General features: G+C 36.0%; 20 protein-coding genes. 3 read left to right on the top strand and 17 right to left on the bottom strand.

The window, feature by feature from the left end:
• Positions 1–200 precede the first annotated feature (200 nt).
• The gene (locus ACZZZI_RS14985) at positions 201–935 is read left to right on the top strand and encodes a L,D-transpeptidase family protein (protein WP_463489882.1); all 735 of its coding nucleotides are present in this window, start codon (positions 201–203) and stop codon (positions 933–935) included.
• Between the two features lie 464 nt (positions 936–1399).
• Here ACZZZI_RS14985 and fabG read toward each other — a convergent pair whose 3' ends face one another.
• From fabG to truA, 17 genes are all read right to left on the bottom strand, one after another.
• Positions 1400–2143: a 3-oxoacyl-[acyl-carrier-protein] reductase gene (fabG, locus tag ACZZZI_RS14980; protein WP_463489881.1), complete on the bottom strand. Its 744-nt coding sequence runs from the start codon at positions 2141–2143 to the stop codon at positions 1400–1402.
• Positions 2144–2241: 98 nt separating this feature from the next.
• The gene (locus tag ACZZZI_RS14975; RefSeq protein ID WP_463489880.1) at positions 2242–3318 is read right to left on the bottom strand and encodes an agmatine deiminase family protein; all 1077 of its coding nucleotides are present in this window, start codon (positions 3316–3318) and stop codon (positions 2242–2244) included.
• Between the two features lie 82 nt (positions 3319–3400).
• Positions 3401–4276: a carbon-nitrogen hydrolase gene (locus tag ACZZZI_RS14970; protein WP_424057087.1), complete on the bottom strand. Its 876-nt coding sequence runs from the start codon at positions 4274–4276 to the stop codon at positions 3401–3403.
• Positions 4277–4715: 439 nt separating this feature from the next.
• Positions 4716–4934, bottom strand: coding sequence for a cysteine-rich CWC family protein (locus tag ACZZZI_RS14965; RefSeq protein ID WP_316756661.1), 219 nt, complete (start codon positions 4932–4934; stop codon positions 4716–4718).
• A gap of 133 nt (positions 4935–5067) precedes the next feature.
• The gene (locus tag ACZZZI_RS14960) at positions 5068–7452 is read right to left on the bottom strand and encodes a ribonucleoside-diphosphate reductase subunit alpha (protein WP_316756658.1); all 2385 of its coding nucleotides are present in this window, start codon (positions 7450–7452) and stop codon (positions 5068–5070) included.
• A gap of 140 nt (positions 7453–7592) precedes the next feature.
• On the bottom strand, positions 7593–8564 hold the full coding sequence (locus ACZZZI_RS14955; protein WP_109931222.1) for a ribonucleoside-diphosphate reductase small subunit: 972 nt from the start codon (positions 8562–8564) through the stop codon (positions 7593–7595).
• 455 nt (positions 8565–9019) lie between these two features.
• Complete coding sequence (locus ACZZZI_RS14950; RefSeq protein WP_316756653.1) at positions 9020–9400, bottom strand: septal ring lytic transglycosylase RlpA family protein; 381 nt, start codon at positions 9398–9400, stop codon at positions 9020–9022.
• A gap of 119 nt (positions 9401–9519) precedes the next feature.
• Complete coding sequence (locus ACZZZI_RS14945) at positions 9520–10494, bottom strand: DUF6624 domain-containing protein (protein ID WP_463489879.1); 975 nt, start codon at positions 10492–10494, stop codon at positions 9520–9522.
• Positions 10495–10610: 116 nt separating this feature from the next.
• Positions 10611–11114, bottom strand: coding sequence for a methionine-R-sulfoxide reductase (locus ACZZZI_RS14940; RefSeq protein WP_463489878.1), 504 nt, complete (start codon positions 11112–11114; stop codon positions 10611–10613).
• 268 nt (positions 11115–11382) lie between these two features.
• Entirely contained in the window at positions 11383–11697 is a 315-nt protein-coding gene (locus tag ACZZZI_RS14935) for a GxxExxY protein (RefSeq protein WP_463489877.1), read from the bottom strand.
• Between the two features lie 272 nt (positions 11698–11969).
• On the bottom strand, positions 11970–12842 hold the full coding sequence (gene sucD / locus ACZZZI_RS14930; RefSeq protein ID WP_290240883.1) for a succinate--CoA ligase subunit alpha: 873 nt from the start codon (positions 12840–12842) through the stop codon (positions 11970–11972).
• A 358-nt stretch (positions 12843–13200) separates the two neighbouring features.
• The gene (rlmF, locus tag ACZZZI_RS14925; RefSeq protein ID WP_463489876.1) at positions 13201–14202 is read right to left on the bottom strand and encodes a 23S rRNA (adenine(1618)-N(6))-methyltransferase RlmF; all 1002 of its coding nucleotides are present in this window, start codon (positions 14200–14202) and stop codon (positions 13201–13203) included.
• 243 nt (positions 14203–14445) lie between these two features.
• A complete protein-coding gene (gene dctA / locus ACZZZI_RS14920) occupies positions 14446–15714 on the bottom strand; it encodes a C4-dicarboxylate transporter DctA (RefSeq protein ID WP_316756643.1) in 1269 nt (422 codons plus the stop codon).
• A 101-nt stretch (positions 15715–15815) separates the two neighbouring features.
• Positions 15816–16649 carry a cyanophycinase gene (locus ACZZZI_RS14915; RefSeq protein ID WP_463489875.1) on the bottom strand — a complete coding sequence of 278 codons (834 nt, stop codon included), beginning with the start codon at positions 16647–16649 and terminating at the stop codon, positions 15816–15818.
• Positions 16649–17674: an isoaspartyl peptidase/L-asparaginase family protein gene (locus tag ACZZZI_RS14910; protein WP_316756638.1), complete on the bottom strand. Its 1026-nt coding sequence runs from the start codon at positions 17672–17674 to the stop codon at positions 16649–16651. The genes ACZZZI_RS14915 and ACZZZI_RS14910 overlap by 1 nt, the downstream gene beginning before the upstream one ends.
• Before the next feature lie 56 nt (positions 17675–17730).
• On the bottom strand, positions 17731–19494 hold the full coding sequence (locus ACZZZI_RS14905) for an ABC transporter ATP-binding protein (protein WP_463489874.1): 1764 nt from the start codon (positions 19492–19494) through the stop codon (positions 17731–17733).
• Between the two features lie 110 nt (positions 19495–19604).
• Positions 19605–20357 (bottom strand): tRNA pseudouridine(38-40) synthase TruA, encoded by a 753-nt coding sequence (gene truA / locus ACZZZI_RS14900; protein WP_463489873.1) that lies wholly within the window; start codon positions 20355–20357, stop codon positions 19605–19607.
• 83 nt (positions 20358–20440) lie between these two features.
• Between truA and ACZZZI_RS14895 the strand changes: the two genes are divergently transcribed.
• Together ACZZZI_RS14895 and ACZZZI_RS14890 are read left to right on the top strand one after the other, a co-directional pair.
• Positions 20441–20896, top strand: coding sequence for a DUF4293 domain-containing protein (locus ACZZZI_RS14895; protein WP_424057522.1), 456 nt, complete (start codon positions 20441–20443; stop codon positions 20894–20896).
• Positions 20897–20987: 91 nt separating this feature from the next.
• Positions 20988–21692, top strand: a complete 705-nt coding sequence (locus ACZZZI_RS14890) for a hypothetical protein (RefSeq protein ID WP_463489872.1) — start codon at positions 20988–20990, stop codon at positions 21690–21692.
• Positions 21693–21824 lie beyond the last annotated feature (132 nt).

The raw sequence follows: 21824 nt of genomic DNA, 5'->3' as shown, positions 1-21824 counted from the left end.
ATTTTATAAAGATGCTAATTTTGTGTTTAACCGCAAAGAAAGATGCTAAAGCTTTTGCCACGGAGATTTTTGAATTTTAATATTAACATATTTTGCCTCGAAAACACGGAAAGTACGGAAAAAGGTTTTCTTCAGTGTAAATCGGTGTTTCCATGGCATGGTTTACAAATAAATATTTAGCTTTAACCAAACCAAATTTTATGAAGTTAATCTATTTAACGTTTTTATTATCCCTCAGTATAATGGCCAGTGCCCAAAACAATTTCAAAACAACCCAAATTACATTCGAAAGAGTAGAAAAAGCTTACAACGAAAAATGGGGAACTTTAGAAAAATTTGTGAAAGCTGCTGGTTTTGGTAACGATTTTTCTATGCTGATTAACGCCTACAAAACTGAAGGAAAGTTAGAGGTTTGGTTGAAAGGCAATTCAGATCAGCAATATAAACTATTTAGAACTTACGATTTCTGTGCGCATTCTGGCACATTAGGCCCGAAAGTTATTGAAGGCGACGGACAAACGCCTGAAGGTTTTTATTACATTAATGTTTTCAACCCGATGAGTAGTTTTCACTTATCACTCGGTGTTAATTATCCAAATTCGGTTGATTTAGCCAGAACTGGAAATGATAGAAAACCTGGTAACGATATCTATATCCACGGCAAATGTGTAACGGTTGGCTGCATTCCACTTACAGATGAAAAAATTAAGGAAGTTTATGTTTTAGCTGTTGAAGCTAGAGATTCTGGTCAGGAGAAAATACCTGTTAACATCTATCCTTTCAACATGACAGCTGGAAATATGAAGAAATATGCATCTCAATTCCCTGCCCAAGTCAGCTTTTGGAAAACTTTGCAACCTGTGTATTTGGCTTTTGAAAAAAACAAAAACTTAGCTAATATTAAGGAAGTGAAAGGAAAGTATGTTGTAAAATAAAACCTGCTAAACTTTTTTGTCTTTAAACCTGCTTGCTGGTCGAGATTTATAATCTAGATCAATTCATTTATGGATTTGTAATCCATATTTAAAAAGACGGCATTGCAAATCCCGACTAACGAGTAAAGAACGTGAAGGAAAAGTACTTTGTAAAATAAAACCTGCTAAACTTTTTAAAAAGACGGGATTGCAAATCCCGACTAACGAGTAGAACGTGAAGGAAAAGTACTTTGTAAAATAAAACCTACTAAACTTTTTTGGCCTTTAAGCCTGCTTGCTGGTCGAGATTTATAATCTCGATCAATCACTTTTGGATTTGTAATCCATAATAAAAAGATGGGATTGCAAATCGCGACTAGCAAGTTAAGGAAGTGAAAGGAAAGTATATTGTAAAATAAAACCTGCTAAACTTTTTTGTCTAGCAGGTTAACTTTTATCTTTTGCCTTTAAGCTTTCAGCTTAAATTACAGCATTCCACCACAAACAGAAAGCGTTTGCCCAGTAACGTAAGCGCTCATATCTGATGCTAAAAACACACAAACATTAGCAATATCTTCCGTTTCACCAGCACGCTTCAACGGAATATCTTTTTCCCAACCTGCAACAACTGCAGGGTCTAAAACCTCAGTCATTTCAGTACGGATAAAACCTGGAGCAACTACGTTAGCACGAATATTTCTTGAACCTAATTCTTTTGCAACCGATTTTGTAAAACCGATAATTCCAGCTTTAGATGCGGCGTAATTCGCTTGTCCAGCATTACCCGTAACACCAACAACCGAACTCATGTTAATGAAAACACCTTTACGGGCTTTCATCATTACTTTAGAAGCAGCTTTGGTTACATTGAAGATAGATTTTAGGTTAATGTTGATAACATCATCCCAGTTTTCTTCACTCATACGCATTAATAAACCATCTTTAGTAATACCTGCGTTGTTCACAACGATGTCGATTGTTCCAAATTCTGCAACAATATCATTGATTAATTGCTCTGCCTGGTCGAATTTTGAGGCATCAGAACGGTAACCTTTAACTTTTGTTCCAAAGCTTTGTAATTCTTGCTCTAAAGCTTCGCCTTTTTCTACTGATGATAAGTATGTAAAAGCGACGTTAGCACCTTGCTCAACAAATTTTTCAGCTATTTTACGACCAATACCTTTCGATGCGCCTGTAATTAATGCTGTTTTTCCTTCTAATAATTTCATAACCCCAATCCCCTAAAGGGGACTTTTATATAATGTGTAAAAAATTTAAACTGTTGTAAAGTTAATACTTAAAACGAAATTGACTAATGACTTTCGACTTAAACCGCCGGCTCCTGCTGACTCAAGCAATGAAAACTTCCCAATCCCCAAATAATATCAACAGAATTTATCCCAATTACTTTTCTATCTGGGAAACAATCTTGAATAATATCTAAAGCTTTTTGGTCGTTTACATCATTAAAAATTGGCACAACAACTGCAGCGTTTGCGATGTAAAAATTAGCATAAGATGCAGGTAAACGTGTATCATCAAAAATTACTGGTGATGGCATCGGCAACTCCACAATATTCAATGAACGACCATCTTTTAACTTCATTGCTTTCAAAGCTTCTAAATTCTCCTGTAACAAAAGATAATTTTCATCCAAAGGATTGCTTTCAACAACCGTTAAAACAGTGTCTTCATTTACGAAACGTGTAATATCATCAATGTGACCATCAGTATCATCGCCTACTATTCCATCGCCCAACCACAAAACCTGTTCTTGTCCGTAATATTCAAGCAAATATTGCTCAATCTGCTCTTTCGTTAAATGTGGATTGCGATTTTCGTTCAACAAACACGCGGTCGTGGTTAAAACCGTACCAGCTCCATTAAATTCTACAGAACCACCCTCCATCACAATATCTGGAGTAAATAAAGGCAAATCGAAATGCTTCGCAATTTTAGTTGGTACCACATCATCTAAATCAAAAGGAGGATATTTTCCACCCCAGGCATTGTAACCCCAATCTATTACCGCCTTTTCGTTCCCTTTAACCACAAATGCAGGTCCGTGATCACGGCACCAGGCATCGTTAGTTTCGTTAAAATAAAATTCAATTTGCGATAAATCTGCATCAACTTTTGTTAATTCAGCAACAGCAAACGCTTTCATTTCTTCATCTTTAACATTAATGCGAACTTTTTCGCCTTCGGCAACAATTTTAATAAATTCGCAATATGGCTTGTAAATCGTTTCAATTTTCCCTGGCCAGCTCGCTTCCTTGTGCGGCCAGCTTAACCAGGTTGCCTCATGCTTCGCCCATTCAGCAGGGAAAGCATAACGTTGTTGTTTCGGCGAATAATCAAATTGATTAATATTTAAATGTTCTTTTGGTGGGAAATTTGACATCAATTTTTGTTTTATAAAATGAATGGTTCGTGAGGACACGAACCATGGATTTTCAATTAGGTTTTCACTTTAAGTTTTAGCCTTAATCTTCATCAATATATCTTTTCGTAATCGGCTGATAAGAATCAATCCTTCTATCTCTCAAAAACGGCCAATGCTTACGCATGAAGTCACTTTGGTCTAAATCCAGCTCTACCACTTCAGTTTCTTCTTGATCATGCGAAGCTAAATAAAGCAATTTACCTTGCGCATTCGTAGCGAAGCTTCCACCCCAGAATTTCATTGCACCATCTTGCTCAAAACCAACGCGGTTTACACTCACTACTGGAACGCCATTTGCAACCGAATGCGAACGTTGAATGGTTTGCCAAGCATTATATTGATCCTCGTTGGTTTCTTCATCCTGTGTTGTATCCCAACCAATTGCCGTTGGATAAAACATAATATCAGCACCCATTAAAGCTGTAATTCTTGAAGCTTCTGGATACCATTGGTCCCAACAAATTAAGATACCGATTTTGGCGAATTTCGTTTCGAAAACCTTATAACCTAAATCGCCTGGTGTGAAGTAAAATTTCTCGTAAAAAGCCGGGTCATCAGGAATATGCATTTTGCGGTATTTACCTAAATAAGAGCCATCAGCATCTAAAACAGCAGTTGTATTATGGTAAATACCAGCAGCACGTTTCTCAAATAAAGAAGCAATAATTACAACCCCCAATTCCTTAGCTACAACCTGCAAAGCATCAGTAGATGGACCAGGAATAGCCTCAGCTAAGTCGAAATTCGCATAATCTTCCACATCGCAGAAATACAATGAAGTAAAAAGCTCTTGCAAACACACAATTTGTGCACCTTTTGCGGCCGCTTCTCTTACTTTTACAATCGCTTTATCTAAATTTTCCTGCTTATCTTTAGTACAACTCATTTGTACCAAGCCAACTTTTACTTTCTTCATTTCTTAAAATTATTGGATGAAAGAACAATAGAATGAGTGAATTGCAAGCATTCAACCGTTCAAAATTCTTTCACTCTAAATTAAGTTGCAAAGTTACTATTTTGTTTAAAAGTAGAACGGCATAATTGTGTAATTGTTTTTTTTGAAAAGCAAAGGCAGTATTTAAATCATTGTCAGTCGGGCTATCCGTTAAATCTTTTTTTGTTACTGTCACACTGAGCCTGTCGAAGTGCAACAAAAAAAGGATATCACTTCTATCCCGTTTAGGTAAGAAAAGATATTGCTACTATTTTGGGTTGCAACATTTATAAATTCGGCTAAAGCCAGTTTAGAATTTTTAATATTCAGGCAGCTAAAGCAGCCTGCAATGAACAGCCCATTTAATAGCCACATATCATTTCATTGCCCCCCAGCTTCAGCCAACGGTTCGCTAGAAAGATTACACCCCGATCTCTTCCCTGTACTCTTGTTGTAACTCGAAAAGACATTTTGCGCACAAACAACCATCATACAATTCAGAAATGTATTGAACTTCATTAATGCTGAGTTGCACCACGCTACACTGGCATTTGGTATAAGAATTTGCTTTACATTCTATAGCCGTTCCACATCTTTCGCAGGGAATGATTTCGTGTTTGCTATGTGGAATGTTAGACATTTAGCAAAAGTAAGGACAAAAAATAAGGTTTTGAGCGTTTGCCCAAAACCTTATCTATTTTATTGCTTTAAGATTGCTTCGTGCCTCGCAATGACGAGCATGATGGCAAGCTTTTCACTTTAATCTCTCGGCTTTAACCTGAGCAGCTAATACAGCCTTCTTCCATTGAACAAACTGGTCCGTCAACAATTTCTTCTGCAACCTGGTCTTGAGTCATTTCAGCAGGAATTACCGCTTCGATAGCTTTACCACCTTGGTTTTCAACAGTGAATTTAACTGCTTGAGATGCCGCTTGAGTACGTAAGTAATACATACCAGTTTTCAAACCTTTTTCCCATGCGTAGAAATGCATTGAAGTTAATTTCGAAGTGTTTGGTGCATTTACAAACAAGTTTAACGATTGCGATTGACAGATATACGCGCCACGGTCTGCAGCCATATCGATGATGTTACGCATCTTGATCTCCCAAACGGTTTTGTATAATTCTTTAATGTAATCAGGAATTGCAGCAATACCTTGGATTGAACCATTTGCCAATATGATTTGATTTTTCATATCGTTATTCCACAAACCTAGTGCAACTAAATCTTTCAATAAGTGTTTGTTTACCACTACAAACTCTCCACTTAATACACGACGGGTGTAAATGTTTGAAGTATATGGTTCGAAACATTCGTTGTTACCTAAGATTTGAGAAGTAGATGCAGTTGGCATTGGCGCAACCAATAATGAGTTGTACACACCATCTTTAACAACTTTCTTGCGCAACGCGTTCCAATCCCAACGGCCGCTATCTGGAGTTACATTCCATAAATCAAACTGGAACTGTCCTTTTGATAATGGCGAACCTTTAAACGTTTGGTAAGGACCATTTTTCACAGCTAAATCGTGAGAAGCTGTCATCGATGCGAAATAAATCGTTTCGAAAATATCTTTGTTCAAACGTTTTGCTTCATCGCTTTCGAAAGGTAAACGTAATAAGATAAACGCATCAGCCAAACCTTGCACGCCTAAACCAACTGGTCTGTGGCGCATGTTTGAGTTTTCAGCTTCCTGAACTGGGTAATAGTTATGGTCGATGATTTTATTCAGGTTTAAAGTAGCCTGATAAGTTACATCGTATAATTTTTGGTGGTCGAAAGCACCATTGATTACGAAACGAGGTAAAGCTAATGATGCCAGGTTACAAACCGCAACCTCATCTTTAGAGGTATACTCAATAATTTCTGTACATAAGTTAGAAGACTTGATTGTACCTAAATTCTGTTGGTTAGATTTGCTGTTCGCTGCGTCTTTAAACAACATATAAGGTGTACCGGTTTCAATTTGCGAATCTAAAATGGCAAACCAAAGTTCTTGTGCTTTAATGGTTTTACGACCACGACCTTCAGCTTCGTATTTAGCATAAAGTTCTTCAAATTCTTTACCGAAACAATCTGCTAAACCTGGTGCTTCGTGTGGGCAAAATAATGTCCATTCGCCATTATCTTTAACACGTTGCATAAACAAATCGTTTATCCAAAGCGCATAAAATAAATCACGGGCACGCATTTCTTCTTTACCGTGGTTTTTACGCAAGTCTAAGAATTCGAAAACATCTGCATGCCATGGCTCTAAATAGATTGCGAAAGCACCTTTACGTTTACCCCCACCTTGGTCTACATAACGAGCCGTATCATTAAATACACGTAACATTGGAATAATACCGTTACTTGTACCGTTTGTACCACCGATGTAAGAACCTGTTGCGCGGATGTTGTGGATACTTAAACCAATACCACCAGCACTTTGTGAAATTTTAGCCGTTTGTTTTAGCGTATCATAAATACCCTCGATGCTATCGTCTTGCATGGTTAACAAGAAACATGATGACATTTGAGGTTTTGGCGTAGCTGCATTGAACAATGTTGGCGTAGCATGCGTAAACCAACGCTCGCTCATTAAGTTATACGTTTTAATTGCACTCTCGATATCTTCTTTGTGGATACCAACAGAAACACGCATAAATAAATGCTGAGGACGCTCAACAATTGCACCGTTAACTTTTAACAGGTAAGACTTTTCCAAAGTTTTGAAACCGAAGTAATCAAAACCAAAATCACGATCGTAAATGATCGAACTATCTAAAATATCTTTGTTTTTTTCAATAATCTCATAAACATCATCAGCGATAAGCGGTGCCGCTTTCTGTGCTTTCGGGTCGAAATATTCGTACAACATTTTCATCGTACCCGAGAATGATTTTGTAGTGTTTTTATGCAAGTTAGAAACCGCAATACGCGATGCTAACAAAGCATAATCAGGGTGTTTTGTAGTTAACGAAGCCGCAGTTTCTGCCGCAAGGTTATCCAACTCTGATGTAGTTACACCATCATATAAACCTTCGATTACCTTTTTGGCAACATCGATTGGGTCTACAAGGTCTGAATTTAAACTATAACATAGCTTTTGAATACGGGCTGTGATTTTGTCAAATTGTACCGCTTCTTTGCGGCCATCTCTTTTTAGTACGAACATAATTTATGAGATTTATTTTTTAGTATCTAGTAGCGACATCAAGTATCAAGACTTAACCTTTCGCGTTTATAATTCTTGTTTATTTTAGTATTAAGTATGAGGTATCAAGACCTTAAGCCTTTTGCCTTAAACCCTCAACCTTAAAAGTCTTCGTCTAAAGAAAACGCTTGTTTGTTGTTATCAGCAGAGGTTAAAACACCACTTTTTTGATAATCACCTACACGTTTCTCGAAGAAATTTGTTTTTCCTTGTAATGAAATCATTTCCATAAAATCGAATGGATTGGTTGCATTGTAGATTTTTTTGTAACCCAATTCTTGTAACCATCTATCGGCAACGAATTCGATATATTGGCTCATTAATTTTGCATTCATACCAATTAGGGCAACTGGCAATGCATCGGTAATAAATTCTTTTTCGATTTCTACTGCATCGCTGATAATACCGTGAACTTGTTCTTCACTTAATTTATTGCTTAACATGCCGTATAACAAACAAGCAAATTCACAGTGAGAACCCTCATCTCTCGAGATTAATTCATTACTGAAAGTTAATCCTGGCATTAAGCCACGTTTTTTCAACCAAAAGATAGAGCAAAAACTTCCGCTGAAGAAAATACCTTCAACTGCTGCAAATGCTACTAAACGTTCTGCAAAACTTCCGTTTTCAATCCAACGAAGTGCCCATTCTGCTTTTCTTTTTACTGCCGGAACAGTATCGATAGCGTGGAATAAACGATCTTTTTCTTCAGGATCTTTAATATAAGTATCGATCAATAAAGCATAGGTTTCAGCATGGATATTTTCCATCATAATCTGGAAACCATAGAAACAACGAGCTTCTGGCAATTGTACTTCACTCATGAAGTTTACAGCCAGGTTTTCGTTAACAATACCATCACTAGCAGAAAAGAAAGCAAGGATATGAGAAATGAAATGTCTTTCGCCATCATTTAAATTATCCCAGTGTTTTTGGTCGTCAGAAAGGTCAATTTCCTCTGCAGTCCAGAAACTAGCTTCGGTCTTTTTATACATTTCCCAAATTGCCGGATATTTAATCGGCAAAAGCACGAACCTATCTTTGTTTTCTTGTAGTAATAATTCCTGTTCCATAAGCTGATATTTTTTAATCTTCGTTTTAAACAGAGCCGACAAAACCACGCATCCATCAATTTTATATGATGATTGTAATGTTTTTTATCAAAACTCTAGAGTGAAAGTGCTAACCTCGTCGCCTGGCAAACAACGTAGTTTTTAGTTAGGTAAATTTAAAATTATTATCAGAAGGATATCTTTATAAATTACTAAAAACTAAGCTTTTATATTTGTTTCTAAGCGCAAGAAGTTAAAGAACTTTGTTGAAACAAATATATATACGATAGCCATTTTTAGTGAACCAAAGTTGTTAACACTACCATAATTTCAGTGGAGAAACTCATCAGCCAAATATCATTTTCGAGCGAAAAAAAAGCTAATCATTTCTTTTTAAGGGTTTAGTAAACAAATTTAAGTGTTAATAACTTAAATTTTGGGGGTAAAAGCACGTAAAAATAGAGCTAAAAAGAGTATTACTCTAATGTGTAACTCAACCTTACTTTTGCTATACCTTTACGATAGATACCGATCTGTTTAGCAGCACTTTCCGACAAATCAATTGCTAATCTTTTTGAAAAAGGACCTCTGTCATTTACCTTCACAACAACTGATTTTCCATTATCAGGATTAGTTACTGTGATCAATGTGCCGAATGGCAAAGTGCGGTGTGCAGCAGTTAATTTTTTTGCTCTATATTTTGCGCCGCTAGTGGTTCGGCGGCCTTCGAATTTTCTGTGGTAATAAGTTGCGAGAACTGTTTTTTTAATACTATCTGGCTCATTTGATGAATCAGAATTTTGTGCTTTACCTTGTAAAAACAGGAAACAAAAACTTAATAACAGAAAATACTTCATAGGCTAAAATTTCTTTATCGAGCCTGCAAATATAAGCATTTAGTTTATAATCAATAAATTGTAGAAAAACCATGCAAAAAAGGGAATAGAAAGAACGTTATTTTACTAGATAAATTAACCTACCACTTAACCCTACTCTCCCATTCTTCATACTGTGGCAACATCTTTTTATAGGTCTCAATATCCCAAATAATATCCCATTGTTTAACGTAGTCGGCTAGTGGTTGCAAACCTACTGAAGCTCTTCTTTTATCAACATTATCTGGATCAATTAAGGGAGATAAATAGTATTTATCAGGTTGATCAGGGACTGAACTTAGCTGGCTACCATAAATTTGTTTTTTACCTTCTCTAAGCGCAACACGATCTTCTAAAAGCGCTAGAGAACTTGCCCTAGCCTTATCATTTTTAACTGCTTTTCTCAGCATTGGCAAATACTTTTGTTGAGTTTTCAAATTTGCATGTTGAATCACTAAAAATAAAGTAAGATTTCCTTTTGCACCAACTTTATCTTCACCAAGCCAACCATACTGATCTAAAATTTGAGTGACGGTAATGGTGTTTAAACTATCGTGATAAACCATGAGTTTGCGCAAGCTATCTACTTTTGAACTGGCATGTCCATTGTTTTTTTGAGCAGCAATAAACTCCTGCCTTATGCCTTGATCAGTCTTGTAAACTTCTTCTAACTTAGTTTTTGCATCCTTATTATAATTCGATTCAATTTGATTAATCTTTGTCTGCAATTTTGCTATTAGTTTATTCCACTCAGGTTTATTATGAAGCGCACTTAAATCTGGGTCACTTTTAAAATGCGCTAGATCTACCCAACCGTTTTCTATGCTTAAATCTAAAAATTTAAAAGCACTGATCTGGTCTCCTGCAAGTGTTGCAGAGCAAGCAGCATTGTAAAAATCATTATTATCTTTTTGTTTATTTTTAAAAGCCAACAAATAAATCTCATTAGATTTTACGTAATTTTTCGATTTATACAAATCTTCCGCTTGTGAGATTAACTGCTTATAATTGCTTTGTGCGAGTGCATGAATCGTAAAATTTAAAAGCAATAAAACTAACAGGATATTTTTTTTCATGATGATGAATTTTTATCAGGCATTAACAAAACTAATCAATTAGTTCTAAAATATAAAGCACAAAAAAGGTGTACAGCTTATTGCCATACACCTCTACCTAACCCAACTATATCCACCTATTTCTTATCAGGCACGAAGTTCATAGAAATAGAATTTACACAGTGACGAGTGTCTTTATTGGTAAATCCTTCTCCTAAAAATACATGACCTAAGTGTGCACCACAATTAGTACAAACAATTTCTGTACGAGAACCATCTGCATCTGGAATACGCTTTACAGCACCTTTAATTTCATCATCAAAAGCTGGCCATCCGCATCTTGCATCAAATTTACTTTCTGATCGATACAATGCCGCATTACAACGTTTGCAAGTATAAGTACCTTTATCTGTAGTATGCTCGTATTTACCTGTACCAGGATATTCAGTTCCTTTATTTACAATTACTCTTTCTTCTTCGGGTGTTAATGGATTCCAGTTCATTTTCTTTTTTGGTATTATCTGTTCTGTTCCCTGCGATTGCGTTACAACTTTCTTATCTTGCTTTTGAGCGCAAGCAGAAAGCCCAGTGACTAAAACAACAGCAGAAATCAAAAATAGTTTATTTAACATTGTTTTCATACATCAATATACGTTATAGATTTCGTTTTGGTTTATTGGTTTAGCGGTTTGGTTTAGTGTTTACAAAGGAATGATAAATCGTCATTCTATACCTTACTTAAACAAGAAAGTAAAAGAAAATTGCCACGGAAACACGGAATACACGGAAAAGGTATGAAAATACTACATTCAAATTCCACATCGATTATCAACTAGAAAACAACGCGTCTTATTTCAAGTGGTGGCTTGCCAAAATTCAATACTAAAGCAACTTTACAATCAGCACATTTCAAGAATTTATAGTTTGGGCTAAATCTTCGTTTGCAATTCCATTTTTTGATTTTATTTCCAATATAACCGAGTCGAAAACCATGAAATCAGCATAGAAACTATGTGGCAACAAAATATCTTTATAATAAACGGGATAGTGCTTTTCACGTTCATAATGGTAGCCCCTACTTTCCAACTCAATACAAAGTGCATCTTTGTAAACAATCTCTAGAAAACCGCAGCCCAAATCTTTATGAACTTCGATTGCAGCATTAATAATTAAGTTAGTTTCATTTTTATAGGGAAGATTATCTTGTCTTATTTGATAATCCATAAAAGATAATTTTAACTAATCTAATCAAATTTCTCCACTCCCTTTAATTTTTAAACCTTTCACTTCTTCTTCTTCCATTTTCTTTTCCCCTTTTTAAATTTCCGTGTTTTCCGTGTTCCGTGGCAAATAATATTCACCCATTTATTAATTCCTTAACAACCAACATCTCCTCGAATTTCCATGTCTTCCGTATTTCCGTAACAAAAACCCAAAAACAAAAAAAGCGTCTCGAAATTAATCGAAACGCTTTCATTTATCTAAATTTTAAAATCTTATTTTGCTAATTCTTCTGCCATTGCAGCACCAATTTCAGCAGGGCTTTCTACTACACGAATACCACACTCACGCATGATTTTCATTTTAGCAGCAGCTGTATCATCAGCACCACCTACAATTGCACCAGCATGGCCCATTCTACGTCCGGCAGGAGCAGTTTGACCAGCGATGAAACCAACAACAGGTTTAGTACCGTTTTCTTTAATCCAACGGGCAGCTTCAGCTTCCATTCCACCACCAATTTCACCAATCATGATGATACCGTGAGTTTCAGGATCGTTCATTAATAATTTAACCGCTTCAACAGTTGGTGTACCAATAATAGGGTCGCCACCGATACCGATAGCAGTAGTAATACCCAAACCAGCTTTAACAACCTGATCTACCGCTTCGTAAGTTAAAGTTCCTGATTTAGAAACCACACCTACATGACCCTTTTTGAAGATAAAACCTGGCATGATACCAATTTTAGCCTCATCAGCAGTGATTACACCTGGGCAATTAGGGCCGATAAGCGTAACATCACGGTCAGAAATATATTCTTTAACCTGAATCATATCCTTAGTTGGGATACCTTCAGTAATACAAACAATCACTTTAATACCACCTTCGGCAGCTTCCATAATCGCATCAGCAGCAAAAGCTGGTGGAACGAAAATGATAGATACATTTGCTCCTGTTTTATCAACAGCATCTTTAACAGTATTAAAAACAGGCTTATCTAAATGCAATTGCCCACCTTTGCCAGGCGTTACACCACCAACTACGTTTGTACCATACGCTAACATTTGTTCTGCGTGGTAAGTTCCTTCGTTTCCGGTAAAACCCTGAACGATAACCTTAGAATCTTTATTTACTAAAACGCTCATGTATCAATATTTTTTTGTGCAAAGCTAATATTATTGACTGGAAAGTCAAGCCTAAAAACACATTATTTCCGCCATTTTTTCACGAAAATGTAAGGAATACCACTGTGGCCGTTTCAACCAAGCTCTAAACTTCAATCTTTTTTAAATCTATTAAATTTTTAAACCTTCGGGATTTCTTTCGCGGGATAAAAAAACCTTAAATAGAAGCAGATTCTAGTTGATTTAAACTGGATTGAAGTGGTATACTTTTTTGTTTCAGGTTTCTGACAAGCACAGACTGGCATCAACAAAAAAGATACAAACAAAAAGCCAGACTAACTTTAAAATTTAGTCTGGCTTTGCTTTTCAAATATTTTATCTATTTAGCTTCTACTTTTTCTGGTTTGGGCGTAGTTTCAACTTTCCATTTTTTCGCCCATTCTGCCTGTTCAGCTTCATCATGGAACGTCCAGGCCACAAAACGACTTATTTTCTGTCCCTGACTCATTTGAACCGTACGTACTTCGAAGGCATTTGCATTAACCAAACTGTTATAAATGCTTTTTAAGTTAGCACTTTTAGACACCAAAGAGCTAAACCATAAACATTGTTTAGGGATTTGAGCGCTTTGAATAATCATTTGCTCTACAAAGGCACGTTCTCCACCTGGGCACCAAAGCTCTGCTTTATTTCCACCGAAGTTTAAAACATGTTTTACTTCTTTTTCATTACCGCCCAAGTTGCGCCATTTTTGACGGGTACCTTGTTCTGCTTCCTTTAAAGAAGAGTGGAAAGGAGGATTACAAACTGTAAGGTCAAACTGCTCTCTTCCGCCAACAATACCTCTAAAAATACCCAATTTGGAAGATTGCAAACGTGCTTCAATAGCGCCTTGCAGCGGTTTGTTTGCATCTACAATACGTTGAACCGATTCAATTGAAAGCGGATCAATATCTGAAGCCACAAAATTCCATCCGTATTCCTGATGACCTATAATCGGGTAAATACAGTTTGCACCAACACCAATATCTAATACCTTAACGTTGCTTCCTTTCGGGATTTTACCCTTATTACTCGAGCCTAATAAATCGGCAACGTAATGAATATAATCTGCCCTGCCTGGTATAGGTGGACAGAGATAATCTTTAGGAATATCCCACTGTGGAATGTTATAAAAGTGTTTCAATAATGCCCTATTAAGCGCTTTAACGGCATTTTGATCGGCAAAATCGATTGAATCATCGTCGTGTTCGTTCTTAAAAACGAAACGTTTTAATTCTTTTGAAGAAGCGATAAGTTGTTTGAAATTGTAACGTGAACGATGTTTGTTACGTCCGTGTAACTCGCTTTTTTCGGAGCGGTTATTTTCTTTTTGAGCCAATGTGATTTGGTTTAATTAAACAAGCTGTGTTGCCCGTTTCTAGTACAAAGGTATGATAATTAGTTTGGAGTTTATTATTTAACCACAGATAGACAGGATAAACACGGATAAAAGTTTCTCTGGTTCAAATCTTATAAGCCTTAGTGACAAGATTAGTTTTTAAATTTAACCACAGATGGATCGGATGAATATTGATAAAGTTTTAAAGATTAAAATCTGTGCTCATCCGTGATCAAAACTATATTATTCCTCCTCGTTTTTTTCAATCATTGCTGGCTGAATTGCCTTTAAATATTTTGCCTGATCGAATTGGTTTTCGCTTTTAGCAATTACAATTGTTGCTACACCATTGCCAATAACATTAGTTATTGCTCTGGCTTCGCTCATAAAACGATCTACACCAATTAGGATGGAAATGTGTTCTATCGGCATAATTTTAAGCGCCGTTAAGGTTGAAACAAGTACGATAAAACCGCTTCCAGTTACACCTGCAGCACCTTTAGAAGTTACCATTAATACACCCAAAACAGTAATCTGCTGTCCAAGTGATAAATCGACATGAAAAACCTGACAAAGAAATATAACAGCCATGGCCAGGTAAATGGCTGTTCCATCTAAATTGAAAGAATAACCCGTTGGAATAACCAAACCAACTACTGATTTATCGCAACCAATAGCTTCCATTTTTTGCATCATACTTGGTAGAGCCGATTCGGAAGATGAAGTGCCAAGAACAATTAATATTTCCTGGCGGATAAACTTAAGATATTGCCAAAGGCTAAAATTGTAGTATCGGCAAATGCCATTTAAAACTACAAAAATGAATAAAATACAGGTTAAGTAAACAGAGCCCATAAGCTTTGCCATACCTACGATACTTTGCAAACCATGTGTACCAATACTGAAAGCCATACCACCGAAAGCACCAATTGGAGCAAGGCGCATAATGACCTTCATTATTTTAAAGAGCACTTTTGATATTTTATCAAAAGCGTTTAAAACCGAAGTACCTTCGCCCCCCAATTTATTTAAGCCATAACCAAATAGAATAGCAAATAGTAAAATTTGTAAAATATTACCTTCGGCAAATGCAGCAATTACATTGTGTGGAATTATATGAAGAAAAAATTCTGCCCAGTTCATATCTTTTGCCTGCTCTGCATAGCCTGCTATTTTGGTTGTATCACCTGCTTTTGCAACCATACCTGCACCTGGCTTAAGAATATTAGCAACTAATAAACCAATAGCTATGGCAACCGTACTCACAATTTCAAAATATAAAAGTGCCTTGCCGCCAACGCGTCCAACTTTTTTCATATCGCCCATGTGTGCAATACCTAAAACGATAGTAAAAAAAATAATTGGTGCAATTAACATACTAATCAGGTTAATAAAACCCTGACTGATTAATTTTGCAGTTGGCGCAAAACCTGGAAAATAGGTACCCACAAATATACCGACTGCTATTGCAACCAAAACCTGAAAGGTTAAGTTGGAAAGGATTGATTTCATTTATATGTTTTGAAAAATGAAATATAGGGTAATTTTTGTTTCTGATAAAATACTCCACAAAAAAACATACAACCTACGAAAACCGAACTGGTTTTATTTTATTAGGGCATTATATCGATTACATCGCCAGCGGCAAATATACCGAAATCTGCCTGATTGAATTTTAATAGTCCTTTATCGGTTTTAGTTAATCCTTTAGGATTTGCTAATCGAATAACCTGACTATCGCCCACAACAGTAGCTTTATTACCATGAACGATAATAGCCGTACTTTCATCAATTCCAATACAAATCAAATCGGGGTGTGCAGCCAAAGCAGAAATTAAGCGGTTGTAGCGATTACGTTTTAGAAAATGTTGGTCGATAATTGTGTTTTCCAACAACCCCATTCCTTCCTCAAATTCTATATTTTTATCCCAAAGCTTATTAAAAGTTTCTTTGTAAACGGTATCTAAAAGTTGTTTTCCAGTAATCATGTACTTGCTCATTACGGCAGCGCCAGCGCTTGTTCCTGCTATTGTAGAACCATTTTTATAGGCTTTATGAATTGCTGAGTAAATTGGAGTATTTAAAACCGATTTCATAAAGCGGCTTTGGTCGCCCCCTAAAATGTAAATTAACTTTGCCGAAGCTAAAGAATCAAGCCATTTTTTATCGTTTACATTATGTTTGCTAAAATTGAAGTTTTTAACATTATGCATATTAAGCTTCTTCATTTGGGCAGACAAAGTTTTAAATCCAGAATCGGGAATTGCGCTTGCCATTGGCAAAACAATAATATAATCTGTTGATTTTAAATTTGCAGTTTGAAGCATTTGTTTCATCAAGGCATCAGAACGTTCTCCACCTCCAATAATGAATAGGTTACCTTTATTTTGAGCTTTCGCAAATTGCGAAAGGCTTGCAATTACAAACAACAAAAATAGTTTTCTCATTATTTATAGATACTTACTTCTATTTTACCATCAGCTGTAATTGCACCACGATACATCCCTTCGGTATTAAAAGGCATTGCAACATTTCCTTTTCTATCTAAAGCAATTAAACCGCCGTCGCCACCCATTTTACCAACTTTATCTAATGCAATTTTAGATGCCTCAGCAACTGATAAACCTTTATACTCCATTAAATCGGAAATGGTTTTGGCTACCACATTACGAATGTAAAACTCACCCCAGCCCGTGCAAGAAATACCTGCGGTTTCGTTATTACAGTAGGTTCCAGCACCAATAATTGGTGCATCACCAACACGACCATATTTTTTATTCGTCATACCACCAGTTGAAGTCCCAGCCGCTAAATTTCCTGCCTTATCTAAAGCCACACAGCCCACAGTTCCAAATTTATAGTCGTGGTTTTTTGATCCCAACAATTCTGATTTCTTACTTCCATGATCCAAAACTGCTTTAGTTGAGTCCTCTTTAATAGCCTGTTGCAAACCATCCCAACGCTCTTTAGTCCAATAATATTTGGGATCAACAATTTCCAAACCTGCTTCTTTTGCAAACTGGTCTGCTCCAGCACCAACCATCATTACATGCTCAGATTTTTCCATTACTGCCCTGGCTGCCGAAATCGGATTTTTAACCGTTGTAACTCCTGCTACAGCGCCAGCCATTTGCGTTTTGCCGTCCATAATTGCGGCATCAAGTTCATTACGCCCATCATGCGTAAAAACAGCGCCTTTGCCAGCATTAAAATGTGGATCGTTTTCTAAAACATGAATTGTTGCTTCAACGGCATCCAAACTGGTTTTACCTTCCTGAATTTTCGCATAACCCGCTTTTAAAGCTTGCGTTAAAACTGCAATATAGGCCGCTTCTTTTTCAGGAGTCATATTCTTTTTTAAAATGGTTCCGGCACCGCCGTGAATAACCATAACATATTTTTTCTGTTGCGCAGAAACTTGAAGAGCGAGTACTGAAATTAATAGAACAGCCAGGAATTTTAAAGATTTCATCTTTTATAGATTTAAGAAGATGTTAAATTAAGAAAATACTTCGGAATAATCAGGATTTAAACCTTAGCGATTCCTTCTGATGAGAACTGCAAATCGTAAAGCTTTTTGTAGTAACCATTTAACTTAAGCAGTTGCTGATGCGTACCTTTTTCCTTGATTTCGCCTTTATCTAATACAATAATCTGATTGGCCTTTTGAATAGTTGATAAACGGTGTGCAATTACAATCGAAGTTCGGCCATCCATTAAGTTATCAATTGCCTTTTGAATCAATAATTCGGTTTCGGTATCTACGGATGAGGTTGCCTCATCTAAAACCAATATCGCAGGATTATGCACCAATGCTCGAATAAATGATATTAGTTGTGCCTGACCCGCTGAAAGTGTAGAGCCTCTCTCCATTACATTATATTGATATCCGCCTGGTAAACGTTCAATAAAATCGTGTGCACCAACTTTTTTCGCTGCGTTAACCACTTCTGCGATTGTAATTTGAGGGTTGTTTAAAGTAATGTTATTTAGAATTGTATCTGAGAACAAAAACACATCTTGCAAAACCGTTGCAATGTTGCTTCGTAAATAATCGAGCTTAAAATCTTTAATATGTATTCCATCAACAGTAATTTCTCCCTTTTTAACTTCGTAAAAACGGTTTAAAATATTTATTGTTGATGATTTCCCTGCGCCAGTTGCACCAACTAAAGCAACGGTTTCGCCAGCTTTTACGTTAAAGGTTAAATTTTTTAAAACATAATTCTCTTCGTTGTAAGCAAACCAAACATTTTTGAATTCGATATTTCCTTCCAGCTTTGCTGGCTCTATCGTTCCATTATCAATGGTTTTCTCGTCTGTATCCAAAACTTTAAAAACACGTTCTGCACCCACCATGCCCATTTGCAAAGTGTTAAATTTATCCGCCAGTTGGCGAATTGGCGTGTAAACCATGGCCAGATACATGATAAATTGGTTGATTACACCAGGCGTAATCGAGCTACTGAAAATGCTTTTACCTCCATACCAAATCAGCAACGCTAAAGACATGGCCGAGATTAACTCTACAATTGGAAAAAAGATAGAATAATACCAGTTTGAGCGAATATTCGCATCGCGATAGCGTTTATTAATATTGTAAAATTTCTTATACTCCTGTCTTTCTCTGGCAAAATATTGCACAATAGAAACACCGCTAATGTGCTCTTGCAAGAAAGTATTTAAGTTAGCAACTTCAGTTCTTACTTCCTGAAAGGCAGCTTTAATAGACTTTTGAAATTTTCTTGTCGCTATGATTAACAGCGGAACAGGAATTAAAACTACCAACGTTAACTTCCAATCTATGGCTAGCATTACGCCAACGATTACAACAACTTGCAAAGAATCACCAATCATAGAGATTAGTCCTTCCGAAAAAATATCAGCAATGGTTTCCAAATCAGAAACCGTGCGGGTAATTAACTGGCCAATAGGCGTTTTATCGAAATACTTTAATCTTAATTTTGTAATGTGATTGAATACATTTATTCGCAAATCTCGAATTACCGATTGACCTAAAGTATTGGTTAAAAGTGTTTGACTGTATTGAATGATGGTTTGCAGGACCAACATTAAAATCATAAGCATAGTCATGGTAACCAAGCCATTATAGTCGCCTTTTAAAATAAAGTTATCTAGTGTATAACCTATTAAAAACGGACGTACAGGAGAAATTGCAGCAAGTAAAACCGTAAGAATTACTGATAAAACAAAGACAGCACGATAAGGCTTAACGTACTGAAAAATACGCTTCAGCAATCCTTTGTTATATACTTCGCCTGTTACTGCCATTCTTATGGGTTATGGGTTTAGAATTTACTTAAGCAAAAGCTTAATTGGTTACGAATTTTTATTATTTTTTTTTACAGCCAGATCAATAACTCAAAATCTGTAACTTTTAACTAATTTATAAATGGATATTCTACCTTAACTAAAAATAAACCACAAGCAGGTACCGATTGCCCAGCGTTGCTGCGATTTTTACTATCTATAATTGCTTTAAAAGCATCAATATCAATTTCGTTTTTCCCTACACGAACCAATGTACCAACAATTGCTCTAACCATATTTCTTAAAAAGCGGTCGGCTTCTATTGTAAAAACAATACTTCCGTTTTGTTCTTCAACAATAGCCTGCACAATTTTGCAATTATTGGTAAAGGTTTGAGTATTGGATTTACTAAAGCAAGAAAAATCAGTATAATTTAATAGTTCAAATGCAGCTTTATTCATCAAATCTATATCTAATTTATCTTTTACCAACCACGAACGGTTAAGTTTAAAAGGATCTTTTTCGAAATGAATATAATACTTATAGGCTCTGGCTGTAGCATGGAAACGAGCGTGCGCATCCTCACTAACAGAAATAACCCTTTTTGCTGCTATTTGATAGGGCAAAAGGGCATTTACACCCGCTATTGAGTTTATTACTTTACTTTCTTCAATATTTTCTACATCAAAATGAGCGAAAAACTCTGTTGCATGTACACCAGCATCGGTTCTGCCACAACCTAAAGTTTCTATTGGCTGTCTAAAAAATGTAGACATAGCCTTATCCAACAACTCCTGAACGGTTATGGCATTAGGTTGAATTTGCCAGCCATGATAGGAGCCGCCATCGTAAGCGATTTGTATGAAATATCTTTTTTTACTCAAAGTGATGCAAAAATACTTTTTTCCTTTTATTCATGATGTTGTAAATCGGAATTAAATATATTTGTCGAAAATATTTGATTAACATGATACAGAGAATACAATCGATTTGGCTTTTACTGGCGACAATTGTTTTAATTTTAATGTTGTTTTTACCCATAGCAACAAATGTTGGAGGTAAAGAATCAGTGGTTTATATCAAAGGAATGCAGCAATCTTTTAGCGGAGATGGATTACTAGTGAAAACTAATATTCCGATGTTACTTACAGGAATAGTTATAACATTAATATGCTTTGTAAACATCTTCAACTTTAAAAGAAGAAGTTTACAAAAGAAGATTATTGTTTTTACAATCGCTGCAATTATTGGTTTTGCTTTTTGGTGTAGTATATATCTTAAACAACTTCCAACTGGTATTGAAGGTGCAAGTTTTGGCGTTGGTGCTTATATGCCTGCTCTCGCCATCTTATTTCTTGTTTTAGCAATTTTCGGTATCAATAAAGATGAAAGATTAATCCGTTCGGCAGAAAGGTTAAGGTAACTACCGAATGTCGAATTCTATTAAACAAACTTATTTTACAAAATTCAAAACTCAAATAGACCATCAAATTATTCTTGCAAAGTTTAATTTGATGGCTAATAAACCACACGAGCTTTGTTTAATAGCGGCAGATGAATTGCAGCATTATTTAAGCAAACAAACAGATTGGGTTCACAATTTTGGTTTATCTCATCAAGGTGAAGGTGTAATTATTGGAAAAATGTTCGGCGTTCTGGTCGTTCAAAATCAAGAAAATGAAATTGGCTATCTTTCAGCATTTTCGGGTAAATTAGCTGGCAGTAATAATCACCTCAAATTTGTACCTCCTGTTTTTGATTTATTAGCGAAGGATGGCTTCCTTAATAATGGAATGCAAGAACTTAGCCGCTTAAATCAGGAAATAAGAGATTTAGAAACAGTAAACCAAAAAGAGCACCATACATTAATTAAAGATTTAAAATTAAATCGAAGAAATCACTCGGTAGCCTTACAAAATAAAATTTTCGATCATTATCATTTTTTAAATCAAGCTGGAGAAGAAAAAAGCTTGACCGAAATTTTTAAAGAAGAAGGCCATAAAAACCCACCAGCTGGCGCTGGTGAATGCGCTGCTCCTAAACTTTTGCAGTATGCTTTTCAACATAAAATGAAGCCAATTGCGCTTGCAGAGTTTTGGTGGGGGCAATCGCCAAAGTCAGATTTTTGGAAACATGGCCATTTTTATGCTTGTTGTAAAGAAAAATGCGAACCTATTTTTAAGCACATGCTTAACAAAACTGACGTCCAAAAAGGTTAACCAGAACCTGCAATCAAGCTTATTAACATCGAAAAAAGCTTAAGCATTAATTTACAGGCTTTTACATTAAAAAACTATTTCGTTAACCATCAATAAAATACGGATTATTAACCGTACCTTTGCGGCTTAAAT

It is taken from the genome of Pedobacter sp. AC190 (genome assembly GCF_979258025.1).
This window is presented reverse-complemented; position numbering and strand designations above follow the sequence as displayed.